We start from the raw sequence: 13,163 nt of genomic DNA on the forward strand, positions 1-13,163 counted from the left end.
CACATGATCCGGGCGACGCAGGTCAAGGGGCAGCACCGCTTCACGGAAACGCCGGCGGATACGGTCGTGCTCGATTTCGACGATCGGCACCGCCGCCGTATGGCGATGACGGGGACACGGGGGCTCGAGTTCCTGCTCGACCTGGAGAACGCCGTCGCGCTGCGCGGTGGCGATGCGCTGGTGCTGGAGGACGGCCGGCTGGTCGAAGTGGTCGCGGCACCGGAGCCGCTGCTCGAGATCCGCGGCCGCGACCCGCACCATCTCATCCGCGTTGCCTGGCATCTCGGCAACCGCCATCTGCCGACGCAGCTCATGGCCAAAGCCTTGCGCATTCGCCGCGACCACGTCATCGAGGCCATGGTGACGGGGCTTGGCGCGCGGGTGGTCGAGATCGAGGCGCCGTTCGATCCCGAAGGCGGGGCCTATGCCGAGGCTGGCCATGCGCATGGCCACGATGACCATGGACATCACGATCACGATCATCATGATCACGATCATCATGATCACGGCCATCATGATCATGGCCATGATCACCACGGCCACGACCACCAACACGACCATGCCGCGCATGACCATGGGCATGATCATCACCATCACCACGACGAGCATTGCGATCATCCCGACCATCACCACGGCCACAAGCATGCTCATGACCACAAATGAGCCGGTCAATGTCGGCGACCTCGCCGAGCGCGAGGCGGCAGCGCTGTACCGGCTGATGACGTGGCTGTCGCCGGCGTTTCCCGTCGGCGGATTCTCCTATTCCAGCGGCATCGAGTGGGCGGTCGAAGCGGGGGACGTCACCGACGTCGCGACATTGGCTGATTGGCTAGATGCCATGCTCGGCGACGGCTCCGGTTTTTGCGATGCGACCTTCCTGGTCCACGCCTATCGTGCCGCTGAAGCCGGCGAACACGCTGTGCTGAACGATATCGCCGAGCTCGCTGCCGCCTTCGTGCCGTCGCGCGAACGGCAGCTCGAGACGACCTCGCAGGGCCGCGCCTTCATCGACATCTCCGGCGCGGCGTGGGATGCCGAGGGCCTCGATGCCATGGTCGCGGCATGCCGGTCGCCACTGGTCTATCCTGTCGCGGTCGGCGTCGTCGCCGCGCTGCACGGGGTGCCGCTGGCGTCGACGCTGCACGCCTTCCTGCACGCGCTGGTCTCGAACTGGATTTCGGCGGCGAGCCGGCTCATTCCGCTGGGCCAGACCGACAGCCAGCGCGTACTGGTGAAATTGGAAGCTGCCGTCGCCATAACCGCCTATCGGGCGCTCAACGCGACGCTGGATGACCTCGGCAGCGCGACCTTTCGCGCCGACCTCGCCAGCCTGCGGCACGAGACACAATATACGCGGCTGTTTCGCTCGTGAGCGGTACGGCCTTCAACTGATCAAGAGAGAGCGAGTGACATGGCAACTTCTCACGGCCCCTTGCGTGTCGGCGTTGGCGGCCCCGTGGGATCGGGCAAGACCGCGCTGATGGATCTGCTCTGCAAGACCATGCGCGAGCGCTACGACATCGCCGCGATCACCAACGACATCTACACCAAGTGGGATGCTGAATTCCTCGTGCGATCGGGCTCGCTGACGCCGGACCGCATCGCCGGCGTCGAGACTGGAGGCTGCCCGCACACCGCGATCCGCGAGGACGCTTCGATGAATCTCGCCGCGGTGGCCGACATGCGCGCCAAATTTCCCGGGCTGGATCTTGTGCTGATCGAATCCGGCGGTGACAATCTCGCTGCCACTTTTTCTCCGGAGCTCGCCGACCTCACCATCTATGTGATCGACGTTGCCGCCGGCGACAAGATTCCGTCCAAGGGCGGCCCCGGCATCACCCGCTCGGACCTTCTGGTCATCAACAAGATCGACCTCGCGCCCCATGTCGGTGCCTCCCTCGAGAAGATGGACACGGACGCCAGGCGCATGCGCGGCGAGCGCCCCTTCGTCATGACCAACCTGAAGAAGAGCGAGGGGCTCGACCGCATCGTCGGCTTCATCGAGACCAAAGGTGGGCTGAAACGGGCGGGCTGACGGGCCGCGGCGACATGGCACAGGCATTTTCCGTCGTTAACGTCTGAGGCAAAACCGCATCAGCGGAACAAATTTCGGACATGGCGATTGTCTACCTCCGGCGCCCGGAGCAGAGCCTTTCTTGGCCAGACGATCGGCCGGGCGGATTAAGCTTTTTGGGCGACCGAAGTTGCGTACAGATGCCACCTCCGTCATTATCCCTGCCACTGGGCTCCCCCTGTTTCGGCACATGGCCGTTCGAGCGGCGTTGATATGCTCCGCGTTTATTGCCGACCTCCTGCCTTCGCCTGAGTAGTCGCGTGGTCCGGCTGGGTTTCATCATCGGCTTCATCGCTCTGCTCGGAGCCTTGCTCTCCGGGCTCGCGGCCTATCGCGTCCACGACCAGGAGCTGGCGCTGGACCGGATTGCGCTGGCGCGGGCGATCGACGTTCATGCGAGCCTCGTCCAGGACAGGTCGACCGAACGCGAGCTGCTGGCGCGTGTCGCCTCAGGCCTGTTCCGCGCGCCGTCGGTGCTGAAGCCCAACATGCTGGAGCCGCTGCGCTCGGCGATCTACGCCTTCAAGACCGATTTCGTGGTGGCCGGCTGGGTCGCCCGGCTGCAGCCGAGTGAGCTTGCCGCGGCCCAGACCGCGATCGCGGCCGCCGGCTTCCCGAAGCCGCAGATCCGCGACTACAACGACAAGCCGATCAACCCGGCAAGCCTGACCCAGCCGATCGACGTGCTGATGGACCTCGAGCCGCGCAGCGACGAGACCAAGGCGCTGCCGGGCCGCAGCTACGATAACGACCCGGTTCGCAACGCCATGCTGACGCGGGCCAGGGTCGAGAAGCGGTCGGTTGCCTCCGACCCGATACCGCTCCTGGGCGGCAACGGGCCGATCGGCGTCATCGTGGCCGCCCCCGTCATTCCCGAGGGCGCCACCGAGCCGGTCGGCTTCGTCACCTTTTCCTACGAGCTGGCTTCGCTGATGTTGACCAACGACGATCTGTCGTTGTTCTCGGTCGCGCTCAAAGACCCGCGCAAGGAAGGCAGCGAGCTCGTTGCCAACGACCAGGGCGTCGTCTCCACCCGCATGACGACGCCGGATGGGCAGGCCCCGTCGGCAACGCGCACCGTGAGTTTTGGCGGCCGCGACTGGCAGCTCGGTTATTACGCCAAGACCAATTCGGCACGGCGCGCCGAGCAGACCGCAATCATCGTCGCGGCGATCGGCTTCGCCATCACCGCGATGGTGTGCGGCCTGTTCGGTTACGTCGCCTACAATAACTTGAGGCTCAGCCGCGAGATCCAGGTGCGGATCGGCTTCGAGCGGCGGTTGACGGCTGTCATCGACGAGCTCAACCACCGGGTCAAGAACATCCTTGCGGTGATCCAGTCGATCGTGACGCGCACGCTGCGCCACGGCTCCGACATCGATGTCGCGCGCGAGCTGCTGATCGGCCGCATCCACGCCATGTCCAACGTGGTCTCGCTGCTCAGCGAGAGCCAGTGGCAGGGCGTCAAGCTGAAGGGCCTGTTCGAGGCGCGCGCCATTCCGCACGCCGATCGCATCGCCGTCACCGGCCCGGACATCGCAGTCAGCGCACGCGCCGCCCAGAGCCTGTCGCTGTTGTTCTTCGAGCTCGCCTCGCATTCGGACGAAGGCCTGTCGCTGGTCGGCAAGCATCCGCACATCACCGCAAACTGGACGGTCACGGGCGAGGAGCCCGAGACGGTGTTTCATTTCCGCTGGGAGGAGTTCAACACCAGCGAGGCGACGCGCCGGCCGGATTCGGATTTCGGCCTGATCCTGCTCGACCGCGTCGCGCCCGAAGCGCTCGGTGGTACAGCCAAGCGCTACTTCACCGATGTCTCCTATGTCTACGAGCTGACGGCGCCGATGGAGACGGTCGTGGACATGACCGAGCGCGACCGCACGGAAAAGCTGTCGCAGCCTGTGAAGCCGGTGCGCTAGCCTTTCGGCCGCAACACCAGGTCGACCAGGTTGCATGCATAGGCCGGCGTGATCGGCGCAATGCCGAAGACATAGCGATAAAACAGGCTGCCGTAGATGGCGTCGTAGAGATCCTCCGCCGGAGCCGCGGCCAAAATGCTGCCGTCACGCTGACCGGTCGCGATCATCTCCACCAACGCATCGCGGCGGAACTGAAGGTAGCGGGCATAGAACAATTCGGCCGAGCCGGTCTTGGAGATGCATTCGGAGATGACCGCAAGCTGCACCTTGCCGAACTCGCCTTGCAAGGCCTCCGCATAGGCCGCGGCATGGCGGCGCGCACGCGCCGCAGGCGTGCCCGCACTCACCGGCGGCAGCGGCAGCATTTGGGCGGCGTGATGGAGAAAGGCGTCGATCAGCAGCGCTTCCCGCGACGGCCACCATTTGTAGATCGTCATCTTGGAGACGTTGGAGTGGCGCGCAACGGCATCGATCGTGGTCGCGGCAAGGTCAGTCGTCGCCATCAGCGCATAGGCGCTTTCGAGGATGGCGTTCGTGGTCTCGATCGAGCGCGGCCGACCGCGCCGGGGCGCGCTCTCAGCCGCTTCGCTCGTACCTTTTGCCATGACCTCGCCTGCTGCGCCGAGACCGCGCGCTTTTACCGCGGCCTGTCTATCCGGCATAGCGCAGCCCTGCGGGCTGTGCCTAGCACAAATCGCCGGTAGGCCCGAGCGTCAGGCTCGCTGCCGTACAGCTGCCGGCTCGTCCTGACGCTTCGACCAGGAGATATAATAGGCCACCGCCGTCATCGCCGCGAAACCGGCAAGGCTCACCCCGATCTGCATCACGACCAGATTGGCACCGGTGATCAGGATGAGATGGCCGGCGAAGGACAGGAATACGCCGACGCAGAATACGGCGAGCCATTCCTCGCCGCATTTGATCACCATCTGAAGCGCCTTCCATTGCAGCCCCGGATGGTCGGGCGGGATGAGGTGGGTCGCGATGAAAGCGAGCGCGAGGAAATGGATCACGCGATAGGGCGCGAGGTTTTCCTTGTCGGTCGGCGAGATGCCGTTGAGAACGACATCCGGCAAATAGGCGGATAAAGTCGGCGAATGGCGCATCAGGGTGATGGCCATCGCCGATACGAGATAGGCACCCGCCAGCACGCGGAGCCAGGGCAGGTCGCGCAAGGCGCGGCCCGACGCGCCGGTGACGGCGAACCAGCCACCCAGCACCATCAGCATCTGCCAGCAGAACGGATTGAACGCCCATTCCTGGTCCGGGTAGGTTCGGAAATTCCAGTCGAACCAGCGCGCCGCGAAATAGAAGGCGACAGAGAGCGCCAGCGTCACGTTCGGCCGCCGCAACAGCCCCCACAAGGCAAATGGAAAGAAAGCCATCAGCGGGATCGTCAATTGCAGCAGGTCGAGGTTCAGCGGCTCCTCCTGCAGCAGGAGACCGCGGACCAGAATGCGCAGCGGATGCTCGAGTATCCCGGAGATGTTGTAGTCGCTGATGATCTCCGGCGCCATCGATTGCGAGGCGACATAGGCGATGGTGTCGATGTAGATCACGAACAGCACGACATAGGCGGCATAGAGCCGCCATACGCGGCGGAAGATGCGCGTCGCGGCGACGACATAGCCGCGCTCCAGCGCCATCTTGCCGTAGATGATGGCGACGCCATAGCCCACCACGAACACGAACAGGTCGGCGGCGCCGCTGAAGCCGAAGTTGCGCAGCGTCAGCAAGTTGACGACATTGTTCGGGATGTGATCGACGAACACCGACCAGGTCGCGATGCCGAGCGTCAGATACACCCTTGCGTCGTGGTGGAATGCGGCGAGGTTAGCCCTAACAGACGGCTTCATTGCTAATTATTTCATTTGGAATCGGGGCGATGCTTTTAGCGGCAACCGCCTGCCCATCCGAGTAGCGTTTGCGTGAAGGAGGGCCGATCTAACGAGACTGATGAAAAATTGCGCAGAGGCCGGCTGTTGAATTCCCACGACCTTGCTCGTCCGGCCGGTAGCGCAACTTTCTTAATGCGGTCTCGCGCTTATTCGGCTGGCTCGACCGACGTCTCATCCGCAGCGCCGGCGCGGCTTGCCATGATTCCGAACGCGACGCCGCCGATGGCCAGAATCGGCAACAGCCGCTTGACGCCGATGGCGCGGACGATCTGCAGGCCCGTCGCGATCAGCATGGGATCGGCGAGCATGCTTGGGGCCGCCTTCGCGGCGCGCTCGGCGGCGATGCGCGCGCGGGTCCGTATCTCCCGCTTGTAGCCCCAGTAGCTTCCCGCCGCGGCAAGCGTCAGCAGGAAGAAGATGCCGGCACCTGCAAGGCAGGCCTGCACGGGGCCGTATTTTTCAAGCACCGCGATGAAGGCCGCCGCACAGAGGAAGCATGTGGTGATGAACAGTGCGAACGCCGCACCCGCGGCAAGCGAGGTCAGCCGCACAGTCGTGCCCGTCGATGCGCTGATGCCGTCGATGATGCGCTGAAACACGGTCTTGCTCCTCAGATGCCCACAAGCCAATTCGTCATGTGCCGGTGACGGCAGCCGAAGCCGCCGGCAGCTCGCGCACGCCTTAACGGCGCCAGGCGAAACCGATCAGGAAGCCGATGCCGAGCGCGACACCGACGGTCGCGAGCGGCCGCTGCGTGATCGCGTCTTCCAGCGTCTCCTCGATCGAGCCGTAGGCATCCTGCGCCGCGTCCATCATCGCGCTGCCGCGCTCGGAGAAGTCGTCGAGCGACGAATCCATGTTGTCGCGCGCCTGCTTGTAACCGCGTCGGGCCTGCTTGCCCGTGGCCTTGGCGAACGTGTTGAGGGCGTCGGTGATCTGGTCGGTGAGGGCGGCGATATCGCTTTTCACGGCTGCTACATCCTTCTCGAGGCGGTCTCTGGTGGCTTTGTCGGGCCAGTCTTTCATCCCGGCTTCGCCATTTGTCATTGACATCACGAACTCCTGAATCGTCGGCGGCTGAGGCTGCCCGGAAAACGCTTCGTCGCGGGGGAAGTTCCGTCCGCTGAAACCGGTCACGCCTGTGGAAGCTGCGGCGAATTCTCCGGCAGCAGATGCTCCTTCAGGATCAACCCGACGATCAGCAGCGGAGATGACAGGAACGCACCCATTGGCCCCCACAGCCAGGTCCAGAACGCCAGCGCGATGAACACGGCGAGCGCGTTCAGCGCCAACCTGTGGCCGATGATCGTCGGCGTGACGAAGTGCCCTTCCAGGAAGGTAATGCCGCCGAAAGCCAGCGCCGCGGCCAGGCCGCCGCCGATGGTCGGGAAGGCGACCAGCCCGACCACGGCCAACACGACGAACATGGCGACAGGCCCGATGATCGGGATGAAATTGAGGGCAGCTGCAAGTGCGCCGAGGCCGGCCGGATTGGGCATTCCAGTGAGCGCACAGACGATGCCGGCCGCAACGCCCACGCCGATATTGATGACGGTCACCGTCAGCAGGTAATTGCCGAGATGGACCTCGATCTCGTTCAGGATCCGCAGCGTGCGCAGCCGTGCGTCGCGCTCGCCGAAATTCATGATCAACGCACGCCGCAGGTCGCGCCAGCTCGCGATGAACAGGATCAGGGTGGCGAAGAACAGCAGGAATTCGGCGAAGGTCGGCGACAGGAATTCCAGCGTCGGCTGCACCCATTCGATCTTGGGAAGCGGGACGCTTGGCAGCCCCTCGGAGCCGCCCACCATGGTTTGAAGCTCCTGCCACAGCGCCAGAGGCCGGTCGAAGACGTGCATCTTTTCCTTGAGCTGAGCGCCCAGCTCCGGCAGGCGCGAGCTCCACTCCATGACCGGCGCCGCAATCAGCGCGAGCACGAACGCGACCAGCGCGGTCACCGCGGTCACGATGAGTACCGCGCCGACGGCGCGCGGTACCCCCCGCTTTTCCAGGAACGTCGCGGCCGGCGACAGCATGGTGCCAGCGACGATGGCCATCACGACCGGCAGGAAGAAGGCCTTGGCGACATAGAGCACCGCGACGACGGCGATCAGGAGCAGACCGGCAAGCGCAAAGGCAACGAACTCGGTGCGCCGGACGACTGGTGGCAACTCGCTGTGGCTTTCGGGAAGCGGGACGCCTTCGCTGTTGCCGGAAATTAGACGTTCACTGGGAAGGACGCGCACAATCTCTCTCCTCGCACGGAGGCCCTAACCGCACGCCCAGTGGCCCATTATTGACCGGGAAAACGTCCCAATACCGCGGCGGTTCCATCGCGCCTTCGTGAGGTCGCGCTCGCTTGACTGTGACATCACGGTCGCGCGCGAGGGCGGAACTTGAGTCGAGAATGCTGCGTTTACGGGAGTGCAGGCATCACCCAGATGCACACATCCAGTGGGGCAGCACATGACCAAGTTCTCCGTAATCCGTCGCAGCTTTTCGCCGCGCGTCGTCACCGCTTGTGCCTTTGCGACAGCTTTACTGACCGTGCCCCTCGCGGCTCGGGCCCAGACGCTCGGCTACGCGCCGATGCAGCCGCAGGTGTATCCGCAGGCCCAGACCTATTCGCAGGGCTACATCAGCGAGGCGCCGCAGGCCACCGACGAGGACGCGGCATTGCCGGATCGCCTGCGCCGGCAGATCGTCAACTTCGATCGCAACGAGCCGGCCGGCACCATCGTCATCGATACTGCCAACACCTATCTTTACTACGTGCTCGGTAACGGACGCGCCATGCGCTACGGCGTCGGCGTCGGCCGCGAAGGATTCACCTGGTCGGGCGTGCAGAGCATTACCCGCAAGGCGGAATGGCCGGATTGGCATCCGCCGGCAGAGATGATCGCGCGTCAGCCTTATCTGCCGCGCTTCGTCGCCGGCGGCCCCGGCAATCCGCTCGGGGCGCGCGCGATGTATCTCGGCTCCAGCGAATACCGCATCCATGGCACCAACGATCCCACCACGATCGGCAAGTTTGTCTCCTCTGGTTGCATCCGTCTGACCAATGAAGATGTCAGCGATCTCTTCAGCCGCGTCAGTGTCGGCGCCAGGGTCGTGGTGCTGTCGAAGAACGCGCCGCTGATGGCGCGTGGCGGCGATCCCGTACGCAAGCGGCCGGCCGCGACGACGCTGCCCTCGGGTCGCCAGGCGCTGAACATCTCAGCGTCGTCGGTAGACCGAAAAGTTGAGTGAGGTCACATGATGAGACGTTCGATCAGCAAGCTCGCTGGGGGGACGGCCGCGTTCGTCACGATCGCTTCCCTCGGCCTCGCGCTGACGCCTTCGGCGCGTGCGGAAGATTTCTTCTCGGCGCTGTTCGGCGGCTTTCGCATGCGGCCGCCGCCGGAGATCCGGGTACCGTTCCCGAACGACGACATGCCGCGCTACGACCCGCCGCGCCAGCGCGCGTCCTATGGTGGTGGCATGGCTTATTGCGTGCGTGGCTGCGACGGGCGCTATTTCCCGGCCCAAGGGGCGGACGCCGAGAGCAAGGAGCAATCCTGCAAGAGCTTCTGCCCGGCGTCAGAGACCTCGCTGGTCTATGGCAGCAACATCGACGACGCCACGACCGACAGCGGCAAGTCCTATTCCGATCTGCCGAACGCCTTCCGCTATCGCAACGAGATCGTTTCCGGGTGTACCTGCAACGGCAAGGACCCGGGCGGCCTCGCTTCGCTCAAGGCCGAGGACGATCCGACCTTGCGCAAAGGCGATATCGTTGCAGGTAGCGACGGCCTCGTCGTCGCCAACCGCAACGCCAACGATCGCCGCGGTGTCGCGATGAACTTTTCGCCATTGCCGGACAAGGTCCGCGCAAAATTCCGCCAGGTGCCGGTGGTGGCGAAGGAGTAGGGCCCCTACGCCGCGCGGATCTTGCCGAGGAAATCGCTGACCTGATCGCCGAGCTGGCGGCTTTGGGTCTCCAGCATCTGCGAGGCCTGCTTGACGTTGTCAGCGGCGCCGGCCGCGGTGTCGGCGTCGGCCTTCACGCCGGTGATGTTGTCGGAGACATTTTTGGTGCCCTGCGCGGCATATTGCGTGCTGCGGGTGATCTCCTGCGTTGCCGCGCCTTGCTCCTGCACGGCGGCGGCAATCGCGGTGGCGACCTCGTTGACCTCGCCGATGATGCCGCCGATCGTCTGGATCGCGTTGATGGCATCGCCCGCGACCTTCTGGATGTCGGCGATTTGCTCCGAAATCTCCTCGGTCGCCTTCGCAGTCTGGCTCGCAAGTGATTTCACCTCAGAGGCGACAACCGCAAAGCCGCGGCCGGCTTCGCCGGCACGCGCGGCCTCGATCGTGGCATTGAGCGCGAGCAGATTGGTCTGCGCCGCGATGGTGTTGATCAGTCCGACGACCTCACCGATGCGGCCTGCGGATTGCGCCAGCCCCTGCACGGTGCTGTCGGTCTCGCGCGCCTGGTTGACGGCGCGGCTGGCGATCCCCGCGGCATGCGCCGCCTGCTGGCTGATATCGTTGATCGAGGCCGAAAGCTCCTCGGCGGCGGCTGCGACGCTTTCGACGCTGGTGGAAGCGTCGTTGGAGGCCTTGCCGGCGACCTCGACGCGTTCATTGGTCTGGCGCGACACGGCGGAGAGATCGCCCGAGGTCTTGCGCATCTCGGCCGAGGCATCGTTCAATTCGCCGAGCGACTTGCGCACCACGCCTTCGAACTCGCCGACATACGTCTCCATGGCGCGCTGGCGCGCAGCCGCGCCGGCATTGCGCTCGCGCTCCTGCGCCTCGATCTTGAGCTTGTCGATCGCCTGCTGCTTGAAGGTCTCCAGCGCGCCGGCGAGCGAGCCGATCTCGTCGTGACGGTCTTGATAACCGCTGTCGACGCCGAGGTCGCCACCGGCGACCTTGAGCATGGCGTCGCGGATCCGATGCAGCGGCGTGATCACGCGGCGGCTGACGGCGAGCATCGCGGCGCCGGTCAGGACGATGGCGGCAATCAGCAGGGCGGTATTGATGATCAGCGACTGGACCGCAGCCGAGCGTTGGGCCGCGGAATGGTCCTTGGCGGCCTGTAGCGCCGCATCGGCGAGCTTCACCGCGGTCATCATGCGGGGCACCGAGTAGGGGCTCCACTGGTTGGCGGTCATCGACGCCTTCTCGCCCTTGGCGATCGCCGTGATGACGCCATCGCGCGTGGCGGCATATTGCGGATCGAAATAGGTCGCCTTGGTTTCAGCCATTGCCGCGCTCAACGCTGATGGCAATTGCATGCCGGTCGCGGCGAGCTCGATCGCATTCCAGGCGGTCTCGGTGCCGCCGACCCATTTCGTGTAGGCGAGCTGGACCTCGGGCGCGAGCTTGCCGCTGCCGAGTGCATTGCCGACGATCAATGAGGACTCGCCAGCGTTCAGGCGCAACAGCCAGGCCATCTGCTTGATCATCAGCAACTGGTCGATCGTCGGATCCTGGTGGTTGACGCTCGCCGCAAGCAGCGGCGACAGTTTCTCGAGCACCGACATCAATCCATCTTCGCTATCGGTGTATTCCTTTGCCAACGCCGCGCGGCGCGATGCTTTCGGCTTGGCAACTTCGGTCCAGAACTCGGTCTGTGCCGCGAGCAGCGCCTTGTTGAATCGGTTGAGGTCTGTAACCATCGCCTCACGCTGAGGCATGTCGATCGAAGGCAGGATCTCGGTCGCGTGCGCCAGCGCGGGCATCAGCGCCTCGCGGATATCGCGGATATATTTTTCGATGTCCTTGTCCATCGCGATGTCGGAGGTGAGCTGGCGGTTGCTGGTCGAGCGGTCGGCCCGAATGTTCGCCATCGCCTTGAACACTTCGGCCGAAGCCGCCGAAACCGCGACGATCCGGTTGGCCTGCTGCAGCAGGCCCCATGAGCTCCATGCGCTGATTGAGAAGCCGATGACGACGACCAAGGCGGTAGAGAGGATTACCGCTTTCAGCAGCGTGGATACGGTCAAGCGGTTGAGCATCGGACACCCCGGTACGCGTTTCGAAATTCATGGCCCCCTGAAAGGCAGCCCCACGAACTTCGAAACCAAAGGGATGCGTGCAATCAGGCGCACCTGCCTCCGGCAGGCGCTCCGATCGCATTTGGCCTGAAAAGGGTAAAAACTTAGACAGTGTTTCTGCCGTAAAATTACGTAGGCCAGGGAATCCGCTGCATCTCCACGTCGTCCTGGTCTTCGCCAGGACGACGCTGGCGCGCGACGGCGCCCGCGTTACGCTCGCGCTCGTGCTCTTTGATCTTGAGCTTTTCGGTGGCCTGCTGCTTGAAGGTTTCCAGCGCGCCGGCGAGCGCGCCGATCTCGTAGTTGCGATCGAGATAGCCGCTGTCGACGGCGAGATCGCCGCCGGCGACCTTGAGCATCGCATCGCGGATGGTGTTGAGCGGACGGATCACGCGGCGGCTGACCAGCATGATCGCGCCGACGGCGAAAGAGATGGCAAGCGCCAGCAGCACGAGCTGCGCGATCAGGGCGCGTTGAGCGGTGTTGCGTTGATCGAGGGTGTGCGCCCTGGCGGCGTCGAGGGCGGCTTCGGCCACTGCGACCGCGCTCGCCAGGCGGCCGACCGTGAGCGGGCTCCACTGGTTGGCGGTCAGCTCGGCCTTCTCGCCTTTGGCCAGCGTGTCCGCGAGGCGATCACGCAGGCTCAGGGTAAAGTATTAGGCAGGCCGCCTGCCGGTAGAATTACGCATTTACCAGAAGTTGTAAGGGGTTGCGCGCATGGAACCGGCGCGCGAGACAGGCGTTAGGACCTCGTTAGCAATTTGCCTGAAGGGGGCCTCGCAATGCTGGTCGGCGTACTCGTCACCTTTCTCGTCATCATTCTCGTGCTTTATCTCATCAACATGCTGCCGATGGACGGCCGCGCCAAGCAGATCGCGCGCGTCGTCGTCATCATCATCGGCATCGTGTCGCTGCTGAAATATCTCGCGGTGTTTTAGGGCGGACCTGGAGTCCGGACTCCATCTACGGAACTCTCCAGCAAAAAGCCCCGGCGTTGAGCCGGGGCTTGGGTTTGCGTCGCTCTAATGCAGTGATTTGAGCCAGGCGTCAACGTCCTGCCGGACCTGATCCTTGGCGAGGCCGTAGCGCTGCTGGAGCCGGCCTTCAAGCTGTTCTCGGCGTCCCTCGATCACGTTGAGATCGTCGTCAGTGAGCTTGCCCCATTTCTCCTTGGCGGAACCCTTGAACTGCTTCCAATTTCCTTCAATGCGATTCCAGTCCATGA

14 protein-coding genes and 1 pseudogene are annotated in these 13,163 nt (G+C 64.3%); 7 read left to right on the forward strand and 8 right to left on the reverse strand.

Annotated features, from left to right (window positions below; translation table 11 throughout):
- The first annotated feature begins 3 nt into the window (after positions 1-3).
- The 4 genes from JJC00_RS06080 (at position 4) to JJC00_RS06095 (ending at position 3,993) form a co-directional block, all read left to right on the forward strand.
- Positions 4-663 (forward strand): urease accessory protein UreE, encoded by a 660-nt coding sequence (locus tag JJC00_RS06080; RefSeq protein ID WP_200471815.1) that lies wholly within the window; start codon positions 4-6, stop codon positions 661-663.
- Positions 644-1,372, forward strand: a complete 729-nt coding sequence (locus tag JJC00_RS06085) for an urease accessory protein UreF (protein WP_200473990.1) — start codon at positions 644-646, stop codon at positions 1,370-1,372. Before JJC00_RS06080 ends, JJC00_RS06085 begins: the two co-directional genes overlap by 20 nt.
- A gap of 39 nt (positions 1,373-1,411) precedes the next feature.
- Entirely contained in the window at positions 1,412-2,035 is a 624-nt protein-coding gene (gene ureG / locus JJC00_RS06090; protein ID WP_148776805.1) for an urease accessory protein UreG, read from the forward strand.
- Between the two features lie 299 nt (positions 2,036-2,334).
- Positions 2,335-3,993 (forward strand): CHASE domain-containing protein, encoded by a 1,659-nt coding sequence (locus JJC00_RS06095; protein ID WP_200471816.1) that lies wholly within the window; start codon positions 2,335-2,337, stop codon positions 3,991-3,993.
- Here the strand turns inward: JJC00_RS06095 and JJC00_RS06100 are convergent.
- From JJC00_RS06100 to JJC00_RS06120, 5 genes are all read right to left on the reverse strand, one after another.
- Complete coding sequence (locus tag JJC00_RS06100) at positions 3,990-4,598, reverse strand: TetR/AcrR family transcriptional regulator (protein ID WP_200471817.1); 609 nt, start codon at positions 4,596-4,598, stop codon at positions 3,990-3,992. The genes JJC00_RS06095 and JJC00_RS06100 overlap by 4 nt on opposite strands.
- 108 nt (positions 4,599-4,706) lie before the next feature.
- Positions 4,707-5,849, reverse strand: coding sequence for an OpgC domain-containing protein (locus JJC00_RS06105; RefSeq protein ID WP_200471818.1), 1,143 nt, complete (start codon positions 5,847-5,849; stop codon positions 4,707-4,709).
- A 188-nt stretch (positions 5,850-6,037) separates the two neighbouring features.
- Complete coding sequence (locus tag JJC00_RS06110; RefSeq protein ID WP_200471819.1) at positions 6,038-6,490, reverse strand: hypothetical protein; 453 nt, start codon at positions 6,488-6,490, stop codon at positions 6,038-6,040.
- An 82-nt stretch (positions 6,491-6,572) separates the two neighbouring features.
- Complete coding sequence (locus JJC00_RS06115) at positions 6,573-6,944, reverse strand: DUF883 family protein (RefSeq protein WP_200473991.1); 372 nt, start codon at positions 6,942-6,944, stop codon at positions 6,573-6,575.
- An 80-nt stretch (positions 6,945-7,024) separates the two neighbouring features.
- The gene (locus tag JJC00_RS06120) at positions 7,025-8,137 is read right to left on the reverse strand and encodes an AI-2E family transporter (protein WP_200471820.1); all 1,113 of its coding nucleotides are present in this window, start codon (positions 8,135-8,137) and stop codon (positions 7,025-7,027) included.
- Between the two features lie 220 nt (positions 8,138-8,357).
- Between JJC00_RS06120 and JJC00_RS06125 the strand changes: the two genes are divergently transcribed.
- A complete protein-coding gene (locus JJC00_RS06125) occupies positions 8,358-9,140 on the forward strand; it encodes a L,D-transpeptidase (RefSeq protein WP_200471821.1) in 783 nt (260 codons plus the stop codon).
- Positions 9,141-9,146: 6 nt separating this feature from the next.
- Complete coding sequence (locus JJC00_RS06130; protein ID WP_200471822.1) at positions 9,147-9,800, forward strand: DUF2865 domain-containing protein; 654 nt, start codon at positions 9,147-9,149, stop codon at positions 9,798-9,800.
- A gap of 5 nt (positions 9,801-9,805) precedes the next feature.
- Here the strand turns inward: JJC00_RS06130 and JJC00_RS06135 are convergent, their stop codons facing one another.
- Both JJC00_RS06135 and JJC00_RS06140 read right to left on the reverse strand, forming a co-directional pair.
- Positions 9,806-11,899, reverse strand: coding sequence for a methyl-accepting chemotaxis protein (locus JJC00_RS06135; protein ID WP_200471823.1), 2,094 nt, complete (start codon positions 11,897-11,899; stop codon positions 9,806-9,808).
- Between the two features lie 224 nt (positions 11,900-12,123).
- A pseudogene (locus tag JJC00_RS06140) lies at positions 12,124-12,585 on the reverse strand (HAMP domain-containing protein); the annotation flags it as partial.
- A 135-nt stretch (positions 12,586-12,720) separates the two neighbouring features.
- Here JJC00_RS06140 and JJC00_RS06145 point away from each other — a divergent pair.
- The gene (locus JJC00_RS06145; protein WP_084292245.1) at positions 12,721-12,876 is read left to right on the forward strand and encodes a Thivi_2564 family membrane protein; all 156 of its coding nucleotides are present in this window, start codon (positions 12,721-12,723) and stop codon (positions 12,874-12,876) included.
- A gap of 84 nt (positions 12,877-12,960) precedes the next feature.
- Here the strand turns inward: JJC00_RS06145 and JJC00_RS06150 are convergent, their stop codons facing one another.
- Positions 12,961-13,161, reverse strand: a complete 201-nt coding sequence (locus JJC00_RS06150; protein WP_200471824.1) for a CsbD family protein — start codon at positions 13,159-13,161, stop codon at positions 12,961-12,963.
- Positions 13,162-13,163 lie beyond the last annotated feature (2 nt).

This window comes from Bradyrhizobium diazoefficiens (assembly GCF_016616885.1).
GTDB lineage: Bacteria > Pseudomonadota > Alphaproteobacteria > Rhizobiales > Xanthobacteraceae > Bradyrhizobium > Bradyrhizobium diazoefficiens_F.

Coding starts and splice junctions, on each gene's coding strand:
- JJC00_RS06080 (WP_200471815.1), top strand. CDS start 4: ATGATCCGGGCGACGCAGGTCAAGGGGCAGCACCGCTTCACGGAAACG.
- JJC00_RS06085 (WP_200473990.1), top strand. CDS start 644: ATGCTCATGACCACAAATGAGCCGGTCAATGTCGGCGACCTCGCCGAG.
- ureG (WP_148776805.1), top strand. CDS start 1,412: ATGGCAACTTCTCACGGCCCCTTGCGTGTCGGCGTTGGCGGCCCCGTG.
- JJC00_RS06100 (WP_200471817.1), bottom strand. CDS start 4,598: ATGGCAAAAGGTACGAGCGAAGCGGCTGAGAGCGCGCCCCGGCGCGGT.
- JJC00_RS06105 (WP_200471818.1), bottom strand. CDS start 5,849: ATGAAGCCGTCTGTTAGGGCTAACCTCGCCGCATTCCACCACGACGCA.
- JJC00_RS06115 (WP_200473991.1), bottom strand. CDS start 6,944: ATGTCAATGACAAATGGCGAAGCCGGGATGAAAGACTGGCCCGACAAA.
- JJC00_RS06125 (WP_200471821.1), top strand. CDS start 8,358: ATGACCAAGTTCTCCGTAATCCGTCGCAGCTTTTCGCCGCGCGTCGTC.
- JJC00_RS06130 (WP_200471822.1), top strand. CDS start 9,147: ATGATGAGACGTTCGATCAGCAAGCTCGCTGGGGGGACGGCCGCGTTC.
- JJC00_RS06135 (WP_200471823.1), bottom strand. CDS start 11,899: ATGCTCAACCGCTTGACCGTATCCACGCTGCTGAAAGCGGTAATCCTC.
- JJC00_RS06145 (WP_084292245.1), top strand. CDS start 12,721: ATGCTGGTCGGCGTACTCGTCACCTTTCTCGTCATCATTCTCGTGCTT.
- JJC00_RS06150 (WP_200471824.1), bottom strand. CDS start 13,161: ATGGACTGGAATCGCATTGAAGGAAATTGGAAGCAGTTCAAGGGTTCC.